Raw genomic sequence first — 19,142 nt, 5'->3', positions numbered from 1 at the left:
AATGGGAGCCCCAAAAAGCGAAGGGAGGCCTGGGCCTCCCTTGGTTGCGTCATGGCTGGCTGCCACCTCGGTTCGCGGGCGCCGCGGCCGGCGGGCAGTGCGCCAGCATGCGCCGGTTGTACTCGGCGGCATAGGCGCTGAGTTTGGCATACGCCTCTTGCTGGTCCGGCTTGATGACATCCCCCAGCCCCTCGAGGTAGCGCACCCCACAGCGCGCCTTGGCCTCCAGCTGCGCCTCCTGCGGTATGCCGGGGGCCACCTCGCCGCGCCCCGCCCGCACGATCAGCCGATAATCCTGCCTGGCGAGGCTGTCATCGAGCGCCTGCTCCAGGGTGCCGGCATCGGCCTGACAACCCGCGAGCAGCACCAGCGACAGGGCGTAACCTAGCCTCATGCCCGCCTCCGCACCCAGCCCAGCAGGGCCAATGCCAGGGTCCCGAACCCGAGGGAGCCACCGCCACCACCGCCGCCCTCTGCCGCGCGCTGGGTCACCGACAGCTTGAGCGGGCTGATGGCGAAGAAGAGGTTGTCACTGCAGGCGACCTTCAGGCGGGCGGTGCCGTCCTCACCGGCGGGGATGGCCACGTTCGCCGAGCCCGAGTTGGGCTGGCCGCTGGCCAGCAGGGTCCAGTTCACCCCCTCGTCCCGGGTCATGGAGAGGTCGACCCGGCTGCAGTTGATGGGGGCCTCTCTGGTGCCCGCGACATCCCAGCCGATGGTCTGGTTCTGGCCGGCCGCCAGCGGGGTCACCAGCGGGCTGGTGAGGCGGAAGGCGCTGCCGGTATCGATCACCTGGACCTTCATCTCGTCGCTGGTCACGCCGCCCTTGCCATCCCGCGCCGTGAGCCGGAAGTTGAGATCCCGGTTGGTGGCGGGCCAGGTTTCCCCCTTCGCCAGGGTGTTGGTCAGCAGGGAGGCAAAGCTTGGCAGGGTGCGCTCCGGCAGCGCGGTCGGTGCCACGAAGCGGAACAGCGGGCGGGTGCCGTCGTCTATCATGCTGGCGGCGTTGAAGGACTCGGTGCCCAGATCGATCTGCTCCCAGTTGTAGGTCAGGGGATCGCCATCCAGATCGGCCCCGGCCCCCTTGAGCACGAAGGGGGTGTTGGCCGGGATGACGTAGTCAGCGCCGGCGGCGACCTGGGGCGCGTTGTTGGTGAGGCTAAGCCGGGTGCCGCAGCTGGCCACTGTCCCCATGTGTGCCCGCATCTGCTCGATGGACTTGCTGTGGAAATAGGGCAGGCTGTTGGCCTGCAGGTTCTCTTCCCCGCAGATGCCGGCATAGGCCATGATGGAGCTGCCGCTGCCCGGCTCCCAGGCCTGGCTGGCCTCCCGGTTGCCGCCGCCGCAGCTGCCGCTGGTGCCGTTGAAGGTGTGATCGGCGCCGAACTGGTGGCCGATCTCGTGGGCCACGTAGTCGATGAAGAAGGCATCCCCCTCCGGCGTGGCCGAGCCCGTCATGCCGGCCGATTTCTCCGCCGTGCAGAGCACCCCCAACCCCGCCAGACCACCGCCGCCGGTGTTGACCACGTGGCCGATATCGAAGGGGCCCAGCCCTTTGGCCAGCGCGTCGGCCTGCACCTTCATGTTGACGTCGGTATCGGTCAGGCCTGAACCAGACGGGTCCTCACCATTGAAGAAGGGATCGGTGACGGGATCGGTGAAGATGATGGTGTCGTTGCCGCTGGCGAGCTGGAACTCGGCGGCGACGTCGCGCTGATACACCTCGTTCACCCGGTTGAGCAGGGTGGTGATGGCCGCCAGCCCGCCCTCGACGGTGCCACCGTGATACTGGGTGTACTCCCCCGCGGCCGAGACGGCGATGACGTAGCGCTTGCGCTCGTTGCCCGCCACCAACACCTGACGGGCCAGCTTCCTGGCCTCGCTGCCGATGACCCTGTCCGCCTCCTCATCCAGCCGGCCGTGGGCGTCCTGCTGGTAATAGATGGCGTAGCCTTCACCGTTGCGCAGGGGATCGACGAACACCGTCTTGCCCTGGTGGCTGAACATGGCGTGGAAGCCCTGGGGTCCCAGATCGAAGCGCCCCGTCTCCGCCGGCGCGGCCAGGTTGTGGCCCTTGAAGGTCAAGATGCCGGGATACTTGGCGGCCAAGTCCGCCGGCAGCAGATCATAAGGGCGCAAGGTGAAGCTCACCTCATCGCCGTCCGGCAGGGGCAGAGTCAGCCGGCGTTCACCGACCTGCAGGCCGGCGAAGTAGTCGGCGGGAACCCTGGCGACGCGGTATTGGGTTGCACGCACCTCATAGCCATCCGCCGCACCACCGCGGGCCAGCACGGTGTCCCACTCCTTGGCGGCGAGGCCGCCGGAGGCCATCAGACCGGCCACCATCAGGGCCAGCGGGGAAAATTTCATCACCTGCATCTTTTTTAATTCCTTTTTTGAATGCGTTCGCCCGAACTGCCCCGGCATCATTTTCCTGCTGTGGCGATAAGTCCAGCACCATCCGCTGTACATTCCCCGTATGGGGACGGTTGCGCCAACTCGGTCTAGCCCCTATCATTGCGCGGATTTGTCAGTTTCAGAACCCCAGCCGATCCGGCGTCGGTTCATCTTTATTTGGCCAAGGTTAATCTCATGCTCAAGTCCCCACTGTTGCCCCGTTCCGGGGATCTGGTCGTTGCCATCGTTGACGATGTATTGGCTCAGGGTCTCACCCTGGACAGAGCCTATGCCCGTCACTTCTCCGGCATCGAACTCAAACCGCAAGAACAGGCAAGGATTGCCCTGGTCACCGGCGATCTGCTGCGCCGCCTCAGCCTCTACTGCTTCCTCACCGGCATTCAGGTGCGTCAGGCCGCCAAGAACGTCTGGCCGCTGCTGCACAGCTGGCACGCCTTCCACAAGATAACCCAGTCTAACCATCCCAGCCTGGATCGCTTCAATGAAGAGGCCTTCCGCCGTCGTCTCACCGAGGCCAAGAAGAATCCGGTGCTGATGGATGGTTGCCCGAGCTGGCTGGAGCAGCTGGGCAGCGAGCAGCTGGGCGAGGCCTGGCCTGCCGAGCGGGCCGCCCTGGCCTGGATGCCCAAGCGCTACCTGAGGGTCAACACCCTCAAGGGCACCCGGGAAGAGTTGCAGGCCGTGCTGGCCAAGGAGCACGTCTCCACCATTCCGGTCGAGGGGGTCGCCACCGCGTTGCAGGTTACCACTGACGCCGCCCTGTTCCGCACCAAGGCCTTTGCCGATGGCTGGTTCGAGCAGCAGGATGCGGGCTCCCAGCTGGTCGCCGCCGCCCTCGAGGTCAGCCCCGGCATGCGCGTCATCGATGCCTGCGCCGGTGCCGGTGGCAAGACGCTGCACATCGCCGCCCTGATGAGCGGCAAGGGCCGCCTGCTGGCCATGGACATAGAAGAGTGGAAGCTGGAGAGCCTCAAGCAGCGTGCGCGCCGTGCCGGTGCCCACAACGTGGAGACCCGTGTCATCGAGAGCAGCAAGACCGTCAAGCGCCTGAAAGGCACCGCCGATCGGGTGTTGCTGGACGTGCCCTGCTCCGGCCTCGGCGTGCTCAAGCGCAATCCGGATGCCAAGTGGCGCGACACCGCCGAGCGGTTGCCGGTGTTGGTCGCCCTGCAAGAGGAGATCCTGCAGCGCTACAGCCAGATGGTGAAGGTCGGTGGTCTGCTGGTCTATGCAACCTGCTCCATCCTGCCCCAGGAGAACCGCCAGCAGGTGGACAAGTTCCTGGCCGCCAACGACAACTACCGGCTGCGTGACGATCACACCGTCAGCCCGTCCGAGACCGGCTTCGACGGCTTCTACATGGCGCGCATCGAGCGCATCGGCTGATCCATCGGCCTGAATAAAAAAGGGGGAGCCATTGGCTCCCCCTTTTGCATGATGCTGCTGCGACCTTATTCGGCGACGGCGTCATCCTGCTTGTGCTTGGCGGCCACTTCCTTGATCAGGGTCTGCAGCTCGCCGGCCTGGAACATCTCGATCATGATGTCGCAGCCGCCGACCAGCTCCCCTTCCACCCACAGCTGGGGGAAGGTGGGCCAGTTGGCAAACTTCGGCAACTCGGCGCGGATGTCCGGGTTTTGCAGGATGTCGACGTAAGCAAACGGCTCGCCGCAGGACATCATGGCCTGGGAAGCCTGGGCAGAGAAACCGCAGCTGGGTAGCTTGGGGGAACCCTTCATGTAAAGGATGATGGGATTGTCAGCCAGCTGCTGTTTGATCTTTTCAATAGTTTCCATAGATGCCTCACTAGAGCGATTTCGGCGGCCATTCTACTGCAATCCAGGCAGACCACAAACTGGCAAACCATGGGAAGTGCAAGATAGGGCGGGTCAACAGGCGGCAGCTTGATCCAAGTCATGGCGAGAATCAAGAGTTGTTAGCCCATCTTTGATACTGCTACAATCGACGGGCTTTGGGCCACAGGCCTTATCATTTCAAGAACAATTCTTTTCAAAATAGAAAAGAGTACGCAATGTCTTGCAACCGTCGCTGTCGCACGGTCCAGCCAATGGAGAGTAGAAAATGGCATTCGAACTTCCCGCTCTGCCCTATGCAATCAATGCTCTGGAACCGCACATCTCCCAGGAAACCCTGGAATACCACCATGGCAAGCACCACAACACCTACGTGGTCAACCTGAACAACCTGGTGCCGGGTACCGAGTTTGAAGGCAAGTCTCTGGAAGAGATCATCAAGACCTCCACTGGTGGCATCTTCAACAACGCCGCCCAGATCTGGAACCACACCTTCTACTGGCACAGCCTCTCCCCGAACGGCGGTGGCGAGCCCACTGGCGCCCTGGCCGATGCCATCAACAAGACGTTCGGCTCCTTCGCCGAGTTCAAGGATGCGTTCACCAAGTCTGCCATCGGCAACTTCGGTTCCAGCTGGACTTGGTTGGTGAAGAAAGCCGACGGCTCCCTGGCCATCGTCAACACCTCCAACGCCGGCTGCCCGCTGACCGAAGCCGGGACCACCCCGCTGCTGACCGTCGACCTGTGGGAGCACGCCTACTACATCGATTTCCGCAACCTGCGTCCGAAGTACATGGAAACCTTCTGGACCCTGGTCAACTGGGAATTCGTGGCCAAGAACCTGGCTGCCTAATCAGCCCCTTCTTGCCAAAACGCCCCGCATCGCGGGGCGTTTTTTATGGCCGTAACATAATCAAAAGGCGCCCGCAGGCGCCTTTTGATGTTCACAGCGAGTGATTACTGGTCGATCTCGTCCAGATACTCATCCAGGTTGCTGTCGTCTTCCTGCTTCTTCTGCTGCTTCAGCTCAGGCTGGCGACCTGTCACCTTGCCATCGTTGTACTGCAGGTAGAAGTCCTTGGTGAGCGCGTAAGGATCGAGCGCGTTGTCGATGATCCGCTCCTGATCGATCAGCTTGGCACGGGTACCCAGCCCATCCAGCGCCCAGTGCACCACCCGCAACGGGAAGGTCAGCAGGGCATAGGGGAAGTAGATGGTATCGATGGTGTCTCCCACCAGCTCCCGGGTGGTGGTCGGGCCGTAGATCGGCACCATGATGTAGGCCCCATCCCCGATGTCGGCCTTGCCGAGCACGGTGTCCATCTCCAGCATGTTGCGCTCGAGGCCGGCGTGCTTGGCCACGTCGAAGATCCCGAGCAGGCCTATAGTGGTGTTGAGGGTGAAGCGGCCCAGGTTGGTCCCCGCCCCCTTGAGATCACCGGTGATCAGGTGGTTGACCATGCTGCTCGGCTCGTCGAAGTTCTCCACCAGGTTGTCGATGCCATCCTTCATCCCCTGCGGCACATAGCGGGCATAGCCATGCACCACTGGGCGCGCCACATAGGGCTCCAGCACGTCATAGTTGACCGCCCACATGGCTCGGTTGGCGCCCTGGAAAGGATCGCGAGGATCGCTGGCCGTGCTGGTCGCCTCGGGACGGTTCGGGGTTTCTTCGAGATCCAGGCTCTCTGGGCCCGGCTTGGGAGGGCCACCCGCACAGCCCCCCAATAGCAGTGCCACTGCCAATGCTCCTGAACGCAGATACATATGAAAGTCCTAAGCTTTTTATTTTGAATCAGTCTGAATTATAGGCGGCCCGCCCCTCCAGGGGCGGGCCAAGGGAGTATTAGAGGGCGTGATCGATGCGGATGTCAATCGGCGCCGTAGGAATTGAGCTGGTGGGGACTGTTACTGAGACCCCTTCGAAGGCGCCTTCCTTGTTCATGACGTTGCCGCCACGGGAGAGGCGGGCCTTGAACTGCAGCTCGGGATAGCTGGCCAGTTTGCTGCCTTCCAGCATGGCATCGCCGTCACCCAGCGACAGGGTCAGCGGGAAACCGGGGCCGGGAATACGCTTGACCGCGATCGGCATGGGCGGGCCGTTGGGGATCACCGCAAACACAAACAGATGGGCATCCTCCGGCAACTGAATGCCGGGAGCCAGGGTGATGTGCAGCGGGAATTCCCCCTCCTTCACCGCCAGGACCTGGGCCTGCGTCTGAGCATTGCCCTGCTCGCCCTGAGCGGCCGGCGCGGCCATCACCGCGATGCCACGCTGACGCAGCTGCTGCTCGGCATACTCGATGGAGCGCTCCACCATGGTACGGCGAGTCGAGCCTTGCTCCAGCAGCGGCAACATCGCCTGCCAGCGGCTCAGTGCGGTCTGGAAGTCCTCTTTCTGCAGAGCCATGAAGGCGTAGACGGAGCGCGCCTCTATGTTGGCGGGATCCTGGGCGATGGCCGCCTGCAGCAGCTGATCCGCCTGCGCCTCCTCCCCCGTCATCATCAGTGCCTGGGCATAGGGCACCGCCACCATGGCCTTCTGCGGCGCCAGCTCATAGGCCCGCTCCAGCGCCTCGCGCGCCATCTCGGGGTCGTTGCCATCCAGGGTCAGGCGACCCAGCAGCAGCCAGCCACGATAGTCGTTCGGTTCATCTTTGAGGCGGGTGCGCAGGCCTAAGGTGAAGTCCAGCAGATCCTGCTCGGTCACCTCGGCATCGCGCTCCACCAGGATGCGGTTGCTCAGCTCCCCCAGTCGGCTGCTGGCATCCTGCCAGCGCTGCACCTCTTGCCAGGCGCCGAGCTGGTAGTAGAGGCCAAGGCTCACCACCACCAGCACCAGCACCCCCGGGATCCAGACCAGACTCTTGCCACCGCGGGCACTCTGCTCCACGTCGGGGATGTCGTCAAGCAGGCTGCGCTGCAGCTCCACCACCGACTCGGACTCCTCGGCCAGTATGCCCTGCTCACGCTCCTCGCCGAGCTCCAGCAGGCGCTGGCGATAGAGTTGCTTGTTGAGCGCCGAGCGGCTGATGCTCTGGCTGCCCTCGCCGCGCCACAGCGGCAGGATCAGGGCCAGGCTCACCAGCACCAGCAGGGCCGCGATCAGTATCCAAAATGCGGTCATTGTTTCTCTTCCTCTTTGAGCAGGGCGGCCAGCCGGGCCTGCTCCTGTGCGCTCAGGGCGCCCTCGGTCTGTTTGGCGGCAAGGGGACGGCGGCGACTGCGCACCACCACAGTGGTGGCGCCGATGACGATGACCAGCAGCGGGCCTAGCCAGAGGATCAGGGTCGAGGCCATCATGGGCGGGTCATACAGGATGAAGTTGCCGTAGCGGGCCACCATGTAATCCACCACCTCCTGCTTGTCCTTGCCCTCGCGCACCATCTGGTAGGTCTTGTCGCGCAGATCCTTGGCCAGCCCCGCATTGGAGTCGGCGATGTCCTGGTTCTGACACTTGGGGCAACGCAGCTCCTTGGTCAGCTCGCGGAAGGTCTGCTCCTGGGCATCGCTGTCGAAGCTATAGACGTCGATGGCGGCCCGGGCCTGACCGGCACCGAACAGGCCCGCCAGCAGCAACAGAGACGCAATAAGCGTTTTCATCAGGGGCGCCCTCACTTCATGGCATCAAAGATGGGTTTGAGGGTCGAGGCCCAGACATCGGGGTTGATATCCCCCACATGGCGATAGCGGATGATGCCCTGGCTGTCGATGAAGAAGGTCTCGGGCGCGCCGTAGACCCCCAGATCCAGCCCCAGCATGCCATCGGGATCATAGAGGTTGATCTGATAGGGGTTGCCGAGCTCCCCTAACCACTTGATGGCCTTGTCGCGCTCGTCCTTGTAATTCATGCCGACGATATAGATGCCCTGCCCCGCCAGCTGCTTGAGGTAGGTGTGCTCCCCATAGCAGGTCGGGCACCAGGTGGCCCAGACGTTGAGCAGCATGGGGCGCCCCTTGAGGATGCTCCTGTCATGCTGCTTGTTGAGGTCATAGATGTCCTGCAGGGTGAACACCGGCACCTCCTTGTCCACCATCACGGATTCGAGCTTGGTGGGGTCGGAATAGAGTCCCTTGAACAGGAACACGGCCCCCAGCAGGAAGATGATGAAGGGCAGCAGAAACAACCAGGTCTTCTTGCTCATGGCTTGGCCTCCTCTTCACGACGGCCGAAACGGTAGCGCTTGTCCAGCATCGCCAGCACGCCGCCGATGGCCATGAAGACGCCGCCGAACCAGATCCAGCGCACGAACGGCTTGTAGTAGATCCGCACCGCCCAGGCGCCGTTGTCGAGCTGCTCGCCGAGCGCCGCGTAGAGATCCCGGGTAAGGCCGGCGTCGATGGCCGCCTCGGTCATCGGCATGCGGCTCACCTTGTACATCCGCTTCTCGGGCTTGAGCAGGGCGACTTGCTTGCCATCCTTGTGCACCTCCAGCACGCCCTTGAAGCCGTCGTAGTTGGGGCCGTTCTTCTCGCTGATCCCGGTGAACACGAATTCGTAATCGGCAAATTGCACCCGATCACCGGCCTGCATGCGCAGGTCCTTCTCGATGCTGTAGTTCTGGGTGCAGGCGATGCCGATGATGCTGACCGCCAGCCCCACGTGGCCCAGGATCATGGCCCAGTGGCTGTTGCCGAGCCGGCGCACCCCGGTGCTGAAGCTGTGCTTGTGGGTGGCGCGCACCCAGGTCTCCTGCACGCTGGTGATGATGATCCAGCTGCCGAGCCCTATGCCGAGCGCGGCCCAGGGCTTGAACTCCCCGGCAAACAGCTGCGGCAGCCCGAAGGCGGCGACCAGGCTCAGTCCCAGCGCCAGCACCACCTTGCCCTTGAGCTCACCGAGCTCCTGGCGGCGCCAGCGGAACAGCGGACCAACCCCCAGCAGCAGGGCGAACGGGATGATCAGCCAGCTGTAGATGTGGTTGAAGAAGGGGGTGCCGATGGAGATGCTGCCGAGCCCAAGCTCCTTGTGCACCAGCGGCAGCAGGGTGCCGAGCAGTACGGTCAACAGTCCGGCCACCAGCAGTATGTTGTTGCAAAGCAGCAGGGTCTCGCGGCTCCACAGCTCATGCTTGCCATGGCTCTTCACCTGGGAACCCTTGAAGGCGAACAGCAGCAAGGAGCTGCCGATCACCGCCAGCAGGAAGCCCAGGATGAACAGGCCGCGGGTCGGATCCGAGGCGAAGGCATGCACCGACACCAGCACGCCGGAGCGCACCAGGAAGGTGCCGAGCAGGCTCAGGGAGAAGGCGGACAGCGCCAGCAGCACTGTCCAGGCCTTGAAGGTGGCGCGCTTCTCGCTCACCGCCAGCGAGTGCAGCAGGGCCGTGCCCGCCAGCCAGGGCATGAAGGAGGCGTTTTCCACCGGATCCCAGAACCACCAGCCGCCCCAGCCAAGCTCGTAATAGGCCCACCAGGAGCCCAGCACTATGCCCAAGGTCAGGAAGACCCAGGCCGCCATGGTCCAGGGACGAGACCAGCGCGCCCAGGTGGCGTCCAGCCGTCCCGTCATCAGGGAGGCGATGGCGAAGGCGAAGGCCACCGAGAAGCCCACATAGCCCATGTAGAGCATGGGGGGATGGAAGATGAGCCCAGGATCCTGCAGCAGCGGGTTGAGATCGCGGCCATCCACCGGGAAGTACGGCAGGGTGCGGGTGAAGGGATCCGAGGTGAACAGCACGAAGGCGGTGAAGCCGACCGAGATCAGCCCCAGCACGCCGAGCACCCGCGCCACCGCATCGAGCGGCAGGCTACGGCTGAACAGGGCCACGGCTGCGGTCCAGCCTCCCAGGGTCAGCACCCACAGCAGCAGGGAGCCCTCGTGGGCGCCCCACACCGCCGAGATGCGATAGGCGAGCGGCAGCAGGCTGTTGGAGTTGGTGGCCACATACTGCACGGTGAAGTCGTTGTCGACGAAGGCCCAGGTCAGGCAGAGGAACGACAGCAGCAGCAGCAGGAACTGGGTATAGGCCAGCGGGCGGGCCGCCGACATCATGCCGAGGCGACCCAGCTTGGCGCCGAGCAGCGGGTAGCTCCCCAGCAGCAGGGCGGTGGCAAACGCCAGGATCAGTGCGAATTGCCCCAGTTCAGGGATCATGGCTGACTTCCTTTCAATTGCGCCGCGACCAGAACCGGTGCACAGGCATGAGACGGTGAAAATTGCGCCAATACAGCAGGAGTCATGAACGATCTCCTTTCGATGGCGCCGGCGCAGCAAGGGCAGGCTGCGGGGAAGATGGTGCGAGCACTATCGGGATCATTGCTGGGCTCCCTTCAACTGCGCCTCGGTATATTCAGGTTTGAAATGCATGCCATTGGTGGCGTCGGCCACTTCCGGCGGCATGTAGTTCTCATCGTGCTTGGCCAGCACCTCGAAGGCGGCCACGGTAGTGGCGTCCTTGAGGGTGCCCTGGGCCACTATGCCCTGCCCCTCGCGGAACAGGTCCGGCAGTATGCCATCGAATTCCACCGTCACCAGGTGACCACCGTTGTCTATCAGCTTGAAGGCCACCTTGAGGCTCTGGGGATCCCGTTGCACCGACCCCGGCACCACCAGCCCGCCGATGCGCAGCCGCTGCCCCTCTTCCGGCTTAATCTTGTCCGGCCCCTTGCCTTCCACCAGCTCGCTCGGGGTGTAGAAGAGGTCGATGTTCTGGCTGAGGGCATAGAGCACCAGGCCGATCACGGCGGCGAGGCCGAGGCTTATCGCCAATATGATGGTGAGGCGTTTCTTGCGTCTCGGGGTCATAGGGTGTTCTCCATCTGCTGGGCCGCCTTGCGACGGGCCTCGCGCACCTGCTTGTTACGCATCTCGTCGAGCAGGCTGCGGGTTTTCAACCGGGTGGAAATGACGATGCCGACCAGGCAGAACCCGGTCAGACCGAAGGAGAGCCAGACATAGAAGGCGTAACCGCCCATCGCCATGAAGTCACTGAATGAGGCAAAGTGCATGCTTACTTCTCCTGTCTGGCGATGTCGGCGACCCAGGGGCGCTGCCACTCCCGCATCAGCAGCTCATTGCGGAACCGCATCAGGGTCAGGGCACCGAGGAAGGTGGCAAACGCCAGTATCATGATGAGCAGCGGCCACAGCATCTCGGCCGAGATGGAGGGCTTGTCAAACTTGGTGATGGAGGCGCCCTGGTGCAGGGTGTTCCACCACTCCACCGAGTAGTGAATGATGGGCAGGTTGATCACCCCCACCAGCGCCAGTATGCCGGCGGCGCGTCCCGCCACCACCTTGTCGCTGAAGGCGTTGTAGAGCGCGATGACGCCGAGGTAGAGGAACAGCAGGATCAGCTCAGAGGTGAGACGGGCATCCCAGACCCACCAGGTGCCCCACATGGGCTTGCCCCAGGCGGCACCGGTAAAGAGGGCGATGAAGGTGAACACGGCGCCCACAGGGGCGACGGCGGCCACCGTCATGTCGGCCATGCGCAGTTGCCACACCAGGCCGATGAAGGCCGCGACCGCCATGGTGGAGTAGGCCCCCATGGAGAGGATGGCGGCGGGCACATGGATATAGATGATCCTGAAGGAGTCCCCCTGCTGGTAATCCGCGGGGGCGAACGCCAGTCCCCAGACGGTGCCTATGATGAAGGCGAGCAGGCTGATCACCGCGAACCAGGGCAGCAGGGATCCCGCTAGCCGATAGGCGCGCTCGGGTTTGGCATAAGGGTGCAACCATTTCCACATAGCTCACAGACCTTTCAGTTATTAATTTTATAGTGGCGAGGCCTACCATACCCACTGCCGGGAAACATCATATCCCCCCAAAGCAATAAGCGGCCATCCCCTTGATCTATCTCAATTATATTTTCCATAAAAAGCCTCAAAGGAGGCTCTTTATGATAATTAATCAGTTGACGCTGACCCGCAGTGCCGCCGAGATCGCCAGGGGCGTCAGGGTCAGCGCCCCCACCAGCATGGCCCCCAGAATCGCCAGCTGGCCGGCATAGGGCAACCCCATGCTGGCCGCCTCGATGGCGGAGGTGGCGAAGATCAGCACCGGGATATAGAGCGGCAGCAGCAGCAGGCTGAGCAATACCCCCCCCTTGCGCAGGCCCGCCGTCAGCGCGACCCCGACCGCCCCGAGCAGGCTCAACACAGGGGTGCCGAGCGCCAGGGTGGCCACCACCGCCAGATAGGTCTTCAGGTCCAGCGACAGCAAGATGGCGAGCAGGGGGGAGACCAGCAGCAGCGGCAGGCCGGTCAGCAGCCAGTGAGCGACCACTTTCGCCAGCGCCAGCAGCCCGAGCGGATGGGGCATCAGCATCATCTGCTCCAGGGCGCCGTCACTGAAGTCATCGCGAAACAGCCGCTCAAGGGAGAGCATGGCCGCCAGCAGGGCCGCCACCCAGATGATGCCGGGGGCAATGCGGGCCAACAGCTGGGGCTCCGGGCCTATCCCAAGCGGGAACAGGGTGATGACGATGAGGAAGAACCAGAGCGGGTTGAAGATGTCGGCACGCTGGCGCAGCGCCATCAGCAGCTCGCGCTGGATCAGGGTCAGCACGGCGCTCAGCATGGGCCACCTACCGCCATCGGCTGGATCAGGGGGCGCGGCATCGGAGGCCATTCGGTGCTCGGCATCGGGTTACTCCTGGCGCAAGGGGGTGAGGGAGAGCGTCTTCAGGCGCCCCTGCATCAGGGTCAAGTCCTGATGGGTGGTGAGGATCACCATGCCACCCCGATCCGCGTGGGCCAGGAACAGGCGCTCCAGCACCTTGACCCCCTGCTTGTCGATGGCGGTGAAGGGCTCGTCCAGGATCCACAGGGCCGGCCTGTCCGACAGCCAGAGCCGGGCCAGCGCCACCCGGCGCTGCTGACCGGCCGAGAGCTGGCCGGCGGGATAGTCCTCAAAACCGGCGAGGCCGACCTGGGCCAGCACCTGCCACAGATCCACGGCCGCAGCGGCCGTACCATGCAATTTCTGGTAGAAGTCGAGGTTTTCGAGGGGGGTCAGGGTCGCCTTGACGCCGGGCTGATGGCCCAGATAGAGCAGCCTGGCATGATAGTCATCGCGACAACGCCGGATATCTTCCCCGTTCCAGCACACCTCGCCGGCAAAGGGCTGGGACAGCCCGGTCAGCAGGCGCAACAGGCTGGTCTTGCCGACCCCGTTGGGGCCTTCAATCTGCACCAGATCGCCAGGCGCCACCACGAAGGAGAGGTGTTCAAACAGGGTGCGATCTTCACGCACGCAGCTCAGATTGTTGGCTTGAAGCAGCATGAGGATTTAATCAGTCGAATGAGGCGGCCTGCATATTAACACAGGATCCGGGACCGTCTTTTCAAAGATGCCAATAATCGGCAGGATTTGTGGGGAAGATCGCGCCCTGGCGGGGGAAGATATGGCAGGGAAAACAGGGGAGTAGACGCCTCCCCCTCCGTCATGAACCAGGCGTCAGGAGCGTCCCTTGCGCAGGGAGATCAGCAGCTCGGCCTCGGCCTGCGGCAACTCGCACTCGCTCATGAGCTCATCGAGACCGGCGCCGAGCTCCACCATCTTGGCGGCGCGGCTGTAGAGGCGGCGCTCCGGATCCTGCAGGGTCAGCTCCTGCTGGCGATCGTGGATCTGCTGCATGGCCCCTTCCGCCGACTGCAGGCGCTGGCCCATGCCGATGGCCCCGGTGTGCAGCTCCATCATCTGCCTGCGCAGACTCTCGAGCTGCTCCTGCAGCGTCTCTACCCTGGCCTCGGACTCTCGTCGGCTCCGGCGGTTGCCCAACAGCCCGACCAGGGCCAGCACCAGCGCCAACAAGGACAACCCCAAGGCTGCGAATTCAATCATCAAACTGTCACCTTCCTCATCACAGGGTCCCGCTCGGCATCATATCGCCGCGGGGCATATCCGGGACCGCTGTTGTATCACTTTTTGACGCGCCGTTACAGGGAACCGATGTCGTCCCACTCTTCGTCCGAGAGCAGCTTGTTGAGGTCAACCAGGATCAGCAGCTGGCCGTCGCGGTTGCTCACCCCCTGGATGAACTTGGCACTCTCTTCTGTGCCCACCGCCGGGGCGGCATCGATCTCGGAGGAGCGCAGATAGACCACCTCGGCCACGCTGTCGACCATGATGCCGATCACCTGCTTCTCCGCCTCTATGATGACGATGCGTGAATTCTCGCTCACGTCCCCCGCCGGCAGACCGAAACGGGAACGGGTGTCGATGACGGTGACCACGTTGCCGCGCAGGTTGATGATGCCCAGCACATAGTCGGGCGCGCCCGGGACCGGGGCTATCTCGGTGTAGCGCAACACCTCCTGCACCTGCATCACGTTGATGCCATAGGTCTCGTTTTCCAGCTGGAAGGTCACCCACTGCAGCACTTCGTCTTCGGCCAGATTCTGTGCGATATTGCGCTTTTCTGTCATCTTCTTAATCCTTTTATGAACCCGTCAACGGGTAAAATTAGCAATAAAATCACGGCAGTGCCGATGTAATCAGCGACCTTCTATGTTCACGCCACGCCCCAGCAGCACCAGCAGCTCCCTGACGTGCAGCAGGGCACACATCTTCTCCTTGACCATACCCGCCAGCCAGGGGCGCTTGCCCTCCTGATGGCGCCATTTCACCTGATCCCGGCGCAGCAGCTCGGTGCCCTTCAGCTGATGGCAGGCCAGCCCCCAGGGGGACTCTCCCAGCATGATCAGGTACTTGTAATCGGTGACGTCCAGCGTCTTGTCCGGCATCACCCAGAGCGCCGTGTCCACCACGTTCATCTTCTGCTCCCGGGAGGTCATGATGCCGCGATACCAGGCCGGCTGACCAAACAGGGAGGTGACCTCCCCCAACTGGTGAATGCCACCGAGCTCGGTCAGGGGCACCGCGAAGGTTACCCCGGCCACGTCGAAGAAGAGCGCCTGAAACTCGTTGCCGGTGTCCAGGTTCTCCCAAGTTGAGGGCTCGGGCTCCGCCTCGACGGCCAAGGCCAGCGCCGGCTCGGTGAGCAGCAGGGTCGCCGGTTCGGCGGGCTCGGGCACCATCTCTGGCACCACCCAGTCGTTCAGCTCGGGCTCACTCGCCTCGACCTCGATCTGCAGGGGCTCGACCTGGACTTCCTCATGACTGAGGACATCCATCTCGTCCTGTACCTGGCTCACCTGGGCCAGCAGCTCGCTCAGCTGCTCGAGCCGCGGGTCGGCCTCGAGATAGGGCGCCACGATCACCTCGGGCTGCACGATGGGCTGAGCCTGGCGCAGCAGGGGCAGGTCCGCCGCCGGCGCCTCCTCATCCAGGCTCTCCCGCAGCAGGACGTCGTCCAGCAGCAGAGAGTGGAAGTAATCATCCATAGCCCTAACCTGGGTGCTGTCTCTCATGGCTTCACCTCCTGGCGCCGTTGACGCTCCTGGGCATCGAGATGGTTGAGCAGGGTCTCGTAGGCATAGGTGCCACGGCTGCCCGGTGCATAGATGGAGGGCGGAACGTGCAGCAGGCTGGCATCCCTGAACTTGGTGTCGATGGGGATGACGGCATTCCAGACCGCCTCGCCATACTGCTCCTTGATGGACTGCAGGGTCATCAGGGAGGCACGGGTGCGCTTGTCAAACATGGTCGGGATGACGGTATAGCGGAACTTGTCCCGCTTGGATCGCTGCATGATCTCGAAGGTCTTCATCATCCGCTCCAGCCCCTTGAGGGCCAAAAATTCGGTCTGCACCGGCACCAGGATCCGATCGCAGGCCGCCAGGGCGTTGACCATCATCACCCCCAGCACCGGCGGGCAATCGATCAGCACATAGTCGTACTGATCCTGCACCCGCAGCAGGGCACGCTTGAGCACCAGCCCCATGCCCTCCCGGTTGCCCATCACCCGATCCAGGGTCGCCAGGGTGATGGAGGCGGGCAGCAGATGAATATTCTCGAACCGGGTCTTGAGCGTCATCCGGTTGACCAGATCGCTGCTCGGCTTGGCCGCCTGGAACAGCTCGTACAGGGTGCCGTCCAGCCGGTCCGAATCGAAATCGAAATAGGAGGTCAGGGAGGCGTGAGGGTCGGTGTCGATCAGCAGCACGCGCTGGCCACGCTGGGCCAGGATGCCCGCGAGGGAGACCACTGTGGTGGTTTTACCGACTCCACCTTTCTGATTGGCAACCGTCCAAACAATCAATGTATCAATCCTGTCTTGTTGTTATTCGTATGCCACCACCGGGCAGCGTCACTACCCTGACGTCCTCCGCCTCCGCCGCCTGTTGCGCGGCCGGGACAGATGGTTCCGTCACGGGTCTGACGGGAGCAGGTGGCGACACCCAGGCGAACCTTGAGATGGCGACCACGACCTTGCGATTCTGTAACCGCCCCTGTTCACTGCCGTTATCGGCGAAGGGCGAAAATTCCCCATAGGCCTCGTAGGCGAGTCGCTGGGGCGCTATCCCCTTGGCGACCAGGGCGCCGAGCACGGCCTCGGCCCGCGCGGCAGACAGTGCCCAATTGGAGCGAAAAATTTCATTGTTTATCTGCTGGTTATCCGTATAACCCCGCACCCTGATGTAGTTATCGACCGGTTTCAGAATACCTGAAAGCGTATCGAGCACCGGGGCGGCATTGGCCCCCAGGAAGGCGCTGCCGCTGTTGAACAGCAGCCCAGAGCTCAGCTCCACCGTCAGCCAGTTGTCATCCTGCGCCAGCTTGACCACCCCGGCCTCGACCAGCGCGCCCATGGACTGCTGCAGTTGCAGATCAATGGTGGCGAGGGCCGTGCCGTCCTGCTGGATCGGCACGCCGGAGATGGGGGCAAGGGAAGGCGACGGGGACGCCGTGCTCTCCAGCAGCGAGGGGGCGGCCGACACCGGCTGATTCAGCAGGGACTTGCCCTGCCCGTCCAGCAAGCCGTCGCTGCGCGGCACCACCTGCTGGTTGAACGCCTGGGTCATGCCGTCGATGACGGCGCGATACTTCTCCTTGTTGACGATGGCCACGGAGTAGAGCACCACGAAGAGCGCAAAGATGAGCGTCATGTAATCGGCATAGGAAACCAGCCAGCGGTCGAGATGCTCTCGCCCTTGCAGATGCAAACGGTAACGCTTGCGCATGGCTATTCCCCTTTCAGATAGGCCTTCAACCGCCGTTCAACCTGCAGACCATTCTCGCCATGGGCGATGGCCAGCAGCCCCTCCAGGGTCATCTCCTGATAGAGACCGTACTGGTAATGGAACGCCCGCAGGCGGTTGGCCACCGGTAGATAGAGCAGGTTGGCGAAGCCCACCCCGTAGATGGTCGCGACGAAGGCGATGGCGATGCCGGCACCGAGCGTGTTCGGTTCATCCAGGTGAAACATGGCCTGGATGAGGCCGATCACGGCGCCTATGATGCCGATGGTCGGGCTGTAGCCCCCCATGGCCTCGAACACCCTGGCGGCGTGCTCGTTGCGCTCCTGTTCGATGTCGATGTCCGCCTCCAGCAGCATGCGGATGTCTTCGATGGAGACCCCGTCCACTATCATGCTGAGGCCCTGACGGGTGAAGGGATCGGCCTCGGCGTCGGCCTGGTCTTCCAGCGCCAGCAAGCCTTGCTGGCGAGCGAAGACGGCCCAGGTCTGCAGCCGCTCCGCCTGCTGACGCAGATCCCAGTGCGGGGGGAACAGCATCCAGCCGGCTTGCCTGAGCGCCGCCAGCAGGTATTTGCGGGGCGTCTGCAGGATCACCGCGCCCCAGGTGCCGCCCACCACTATGACGAAGGCCGGGCCGTCCAGCAGGGTCAGCAGGGTACCGCCGTGCCACCACTGGGCAACGGCCACGGCCCCCAACGCCAGCAACAGACCGAGGATGCCCACGGTTAGCGGCCCAACTCGACCAGGATGCGCTGCGCCACCCGATCCAGCGGCAGCGACTCGCTCGCGATGCCGGCCTTGGCGACCGCCTGCGGCATGCCGTAGACGACACAGGAGGCTTCATCCTGCGCCCAGATGGTGGACCCCTGCTCCTTGAGCAGACGAGCGCCATCCCGGCCGTCGGCGCCCATGCCGGTCAGCACTATGGCGAGCACCTTGTCGCCATAGATCTTGGCCGCCGAGGCGAAGGTGATGTCGACGCAGGGCTTGTAGTTGACCTTGTCATTGCCCTCTATGATACGGATGCGTGCCCCTGGCCCGCGCCCTTCCAGCAGCATCTGCTTGCCGCCCGGTGCAAGGTAGGCCTGACCCGGTTTCACCACGTCACCGTCCTCCGCCTCCTTGACCCCGATCAGGCACAGGCCGTTGAGACGGGCGGCGAAGGCCGCGGTAAAGGTCGCCGGCATGTGCTGGATCAGCAAGATGGGGTGAGGGAAATCCCCCGGCAGCTTGGTCAGCACGTTTTGCAACGCCACTGGTCCGCCGGTGGAGGTGCCGATGGCCACCAGCTGATAGCTCTTGCCGCTGCGCTTGAAGCTCGCGGGGGCGCTCGGCGCGCGTACCGGCTCGGGCGCTCGCTCGCCGGGGCGAGCCGTGGTGCTACCCGGGACGGGCCGTACCACGGGCTCCGCCACCCTGGGCTTGGCCGCCATCAGGAAGCGCTTGCGGGCGATCTCCCTGACCCGCTGCTGCAACAGCCTGACCGCTTCGTCCTTGTCGCGGGCGATGTCTTCGAACTTCTTGGGGAGAAAGTCGAGGGCACCGGCGTCCAGCGCATCCAAGGTCGCCTTGGCGCCATCGTGGGTCAGCGAGGAGAACATCAGTATGGGGGTGGGACACTTGGCCATGATCTCGCGCACGGCGCTGATGCCGTCGAGTACCGGCATCTCTATGTCCATGGTGATGACGTCGGGCCGCAACTGCAGCGCCTTGTCCACCGCCTCCCGTCCATTCTGGGCCGTGTCGATCACCGTCATCAGGGGATCCTGATTGATGATTTCGCTGACCCTGCGGCGGAAGAAGCTCGAATCGTCGACCACTAATACCTTGACTGCCATTGTTATTCTTCTAACTCCTCG

The 19,142-nt window shown here is 63.5% G+C and carries 22 protein-coding genes; 2 read left to right on the top strand and 20 right to left on the bottom strand.

The window, feature by feature from the left end; translation table 11 throughout:
- Positions 1 to 49: 49 nt before the first annotated feature.
- Together EL255_RS06335 and EL255_RS06330 are read right to left on the bottom strand one after the other, a co-directional pair.
- A complete protein-coding gene (locus EL255_RS06335) occupies positions 50 to 394 on the bottom strand; it encodes a hypothetical protein (RefSeq protein ID WP_042652572.1) in 345 nt (114 codons plus the stop codon).
- Entirely contained in the window at positions 391 to 2,379 is a 1,989-nt protein-coding gene (locus EL255_RS06330; RefSeq protein WP_042652573.1) for a reprolysin-like metallopeptidase, read from the bottom strand. The genes EL255_RS06335 and EL255_RS06330 overlap by 4 nt, the downstream gene beginning before the upstream one ends.
- A gap of 213 nt (positions 2,380 to 2,592) precedes the next feature.
- Between EL255_RS06330 and EL255_RS06325 the strand changes: the two genes are divergently transcribed.
- A complete protein-coding gene (locus EL255_RS06325) occupies positions 2,593 to 3,804 on the top strand; it encodes an RsmB/NOP family class I SAM-dependent RNA methyltransferase (protein WP_042652574.1) in 1,212 nt (403 codons plus the stop codon).
- Positions 3,805 to 3,869: 65 nt separating this feature from the next.
- Here EL255_RS06325 and EL255_RS06320 read toward each other — a convergent pair whose 3' ends face one another.
- Positions 3,870 to 4,214, bottom strand: a complete 345-nt coding sequence (locus EL255_RS06320) for a Grx4 family monothiol glutaredoxin (protein WP_042652575.1) — start codon at positions 4,212 to 4,214, stop codon at positions 3,870 to 3,872.
- A 286-nt stretch (positions 4,215 to 4,500) separates the two neighbouring features.
- Here EL255_RS06320 and sodB point away from each other — a divergent pair, with 286 nt between their 5' ends.
- Positions 4,501 to 5,085: a superoxide dismutase [Fe] gene (gene sodB, locus EL255_RS06315; RefSeq protein ID WP_042652576.1), complete on the top strand. Its 585-nt coding sequence runs from the start codon at positions 4,501 to 4,503 to the stop codon at positions 5,083 to 5,085.
- Between the two features lie 104 nt (positions 5,086 to 5,189).
- Here the strand turns inward: sodB and EL255_RS06310 are convergent, their stop codons facing one another.
- The 17 genes from EL255_RS06310 to EL255_RS06230 form a co-directional block, all read right to left on the bottom strand.
- The gene (locus EL255_RS06310) at positions 5,190 to 5,999 is read right to left on the bottom strand and encodes an MlaA family lipoprotein (RefSeq protein WP_042652577.1); all 810 of its coding nucleotides are present in this window, start codon (positions 5,997 to 5,999) and stop codon (positions 5,190 to 5,192) included.
- A 79-nt stretch (positions 6,000 to 6,078) separates the two neighbouring features.
- Positions 6,079 to 7,359, bottom strand: a complete 1,281-nt coding sequence (gene ccmI / locus EL255_RS06305) for a c-type cytochrome biogenesis protein CcmI (RefSeq protein WP_042652578.1) — start codon at positions 7,357 to 7,359, stop codon at positions 6,079 to 6,081.
- Positions 7,356 to 7,835: a cytochrome c-type biogenesis protein gene (locus EL255_RS06300; RefSeq protein ID WP_042652579.1), complete on the bottom strand. Its 480-nt coding sequence runs from the start codon at positions 7,833 to 7,835 to the stop codon at positions 7,356 to 7,358. The genes ccmI and EL255_RS06300 overlap by 4 nt, the downstream gene beginning before the upstream one ends.
- Before the next feature lie 11 nt (positions 7,836 to 7,846).
- Positions 7,847 to 8,377 carry a DsbE family thiol:disulfide interchange protein gene (locus EL255_RS06295; RefSeq protein WP_042652580.1) on the bottom strand — a complete coding sequence of 177 codons (531 nt, stop codon included), beginning with the start codon at positions 8,375 to 8,377 and terminating at the stop codon, positions 7,847 to 7,849.
- A complete protein-coding gene (locus EL255_RS06290) occupies positions 8,374 to 10,329 on the bottom strand; it encodes a heme lyase CcmF/NrfE family subunit (RefSeq protein WP_042652581.1) in 1,956 nt (651 codons plus the stop codon). The genes EL255_RS06295 and EL255_RS06290 overlap by 4 nt, the downstream gene beginning before the upstream one ends.
- 159 nt (positions 10,330 to 10,488) lie before the next feature.
- Positions 10,489 to 10,980 (bottom strand): cytochrome c maturation protein CcmE, encoded by a 492-nt coding sequence (ccmE, locus tag EL255_RS06285; RefSeq protein WP_042652582.1) that lies wholly within the window; start codon positions 10,978 to 10,980, stop codon positions 10,489 to 10,491.
- Positions 10,977 to 11,183 carry a heme exporter protein CcmD gene (gene ccmD, locus EL255_RS06280; protein WP_042652583.1) on the bottom strand — a complete coding sequence of 69 codons (207 nt, stop codon included), beginning with the start codon at positions 11,181 to 11,183 and terminating at the stop codon, positions 10,977 to 10,979. The genes ccmE and ccmD overlap by 4 nt, the downstream gene beginning before the upstream one ends.
- 2 nt (positions 11,184 to 11,185) lie before the next feature.
- Complete coding sequence (locus EL255_RS06275; RefSeq protein ID WP_042652584.1) at positions 11,186 to 11,926, bottom strand: heme ABC transporter permease; 741 nt, start codon at positions 11,924 to 11,926, stop codon at positions 11,186 to 11,188.
- 163 nt (positions 11,927 to 12,089) lie between these two features.
- Complete coding sequence (gene ccmB, locus EL255_RS06270; RefSeq protein WP_042652843.1) at positions 12,090 to 12,758, bottom strand: heme exporter protein CcmB; 669 nt, start codon at positions 12,756 to 12,758, stop codon at positions 12,090 to 12,092.
- A 69-nt stretch (positions 12,759 to 12,827) separates the two neighbouring features.
- The gene (ccmA, locus tag EL255_RS06265; RefSeq protein WP_042652585.1) at positions 12,828 to 13,463 is read right to left on the bottom strand and encodes a cytochrome c biogenesis heme-transporting ATPase CcmA; all 636 of its coding nucleotides are present in this window, start codon (positions 13,461 to 13,463) and stop codon (positions 12,828 to 12,830) included.
- A gap of 174 nt (positions 13,464 to 13,637) precedes the next feature.
- Entirely contained in the window at positions 13,638 to 14,024 is a 387-nt protein-coding gene (locus EL255_RS06260) for a DUF2802 domain-containing protein (protein WP_042652586.1), read from the bottom strand.
- 95 nt (positions 14,025 to 14,119) lie between these two features.
- A complete protein-coding gene (locus EL255_RS06255) occupies positions 14,120 to 14,608 on the bottom strand; it encodes a chemotaxis protein CheW (protein WP_005333026.1) in 489 nt (162 codons plus the stop codon).
- Positions 14,609 to 14,677: 69 nt separating this feature from the next.
- A complete protein-coding gene (locus EL255_RS06250) occupies positions 14,678 to 15,553 on the bottom strand; it encodes a chemotaxis protein CheW (RefSeq protein ID WP_042652587.1) in 876 nt (291 codons plus the stop codon).
- Positions 15,550 to 16,344, bottom strand: coding sequence for a ParA family protein (locus EL255_RS06245; protein WP_042652588.1), 795 nt, complete (start codon positions 16,342 to 16,344; stop codon positions 15,550 to 15,552). Before EL255_RS06245 ends, EL255_RS06250 begins: the two co-directional genes overlap by 4 nt.
- Before the next feature lie 4 nt (positions 16,345 to 16,348).
- Complete coding sequence (locus EL255_RS06240) at positions 16,349 to 17,266, bottom strand: flagellar motor protein MotB (protein ID WP_042652589.1); 918 nt, start codon at positions 17,264 to 17,266, stop codon at positions 16,349 to 16,351.
- Positions 17,267 to 17,268: 2 nt separating this feature from the next.
- The gene (locus EL255_RS06235) at positions 17,269 to 18,006 is read right to left on the bottom strand and encodes a flagellar motor protein (protein ID WP_042652590.1); all 738 of its coding nucleotides are present in this window, start codon (positions 18,004 to 18,006) and stop codon (positions 17,269 to 17,271) included.
- 2 nt (positions 18,007 to 18,008) lie between these two features.
- The gene (locus tag EL255_RS06230; protein WP_042652591.1) at positions 18,009 to 19,121 is read right to left on the bottom strand and encodes a protein-glutamate methylesterase/protein-glutamine glutaminase; all 1,113 of its coding nucleotides are present in this window, start codon (positions 19,119 to 19,121) and stop codon (positions 18,009 to 18,011) included.
- Positions 19,122 to 19,142 lie beyond the last annotated feature (21 nt).

It is taken from the genome of Aeromonas encheleia (genome assembly GCF_900637545.1).
Lineage (GTDB): Bacteria > Pseudomonadota > Gammaproteobacteria > Enterobacterales > Aeromonadaceae > Aeromonas > Aeromonas encheleia.
The sequence above is the reverse complement of the archived record's forward strand: the minus strand, read 5'-3'. Positions and strand labels throughout refer to the sequence as shown.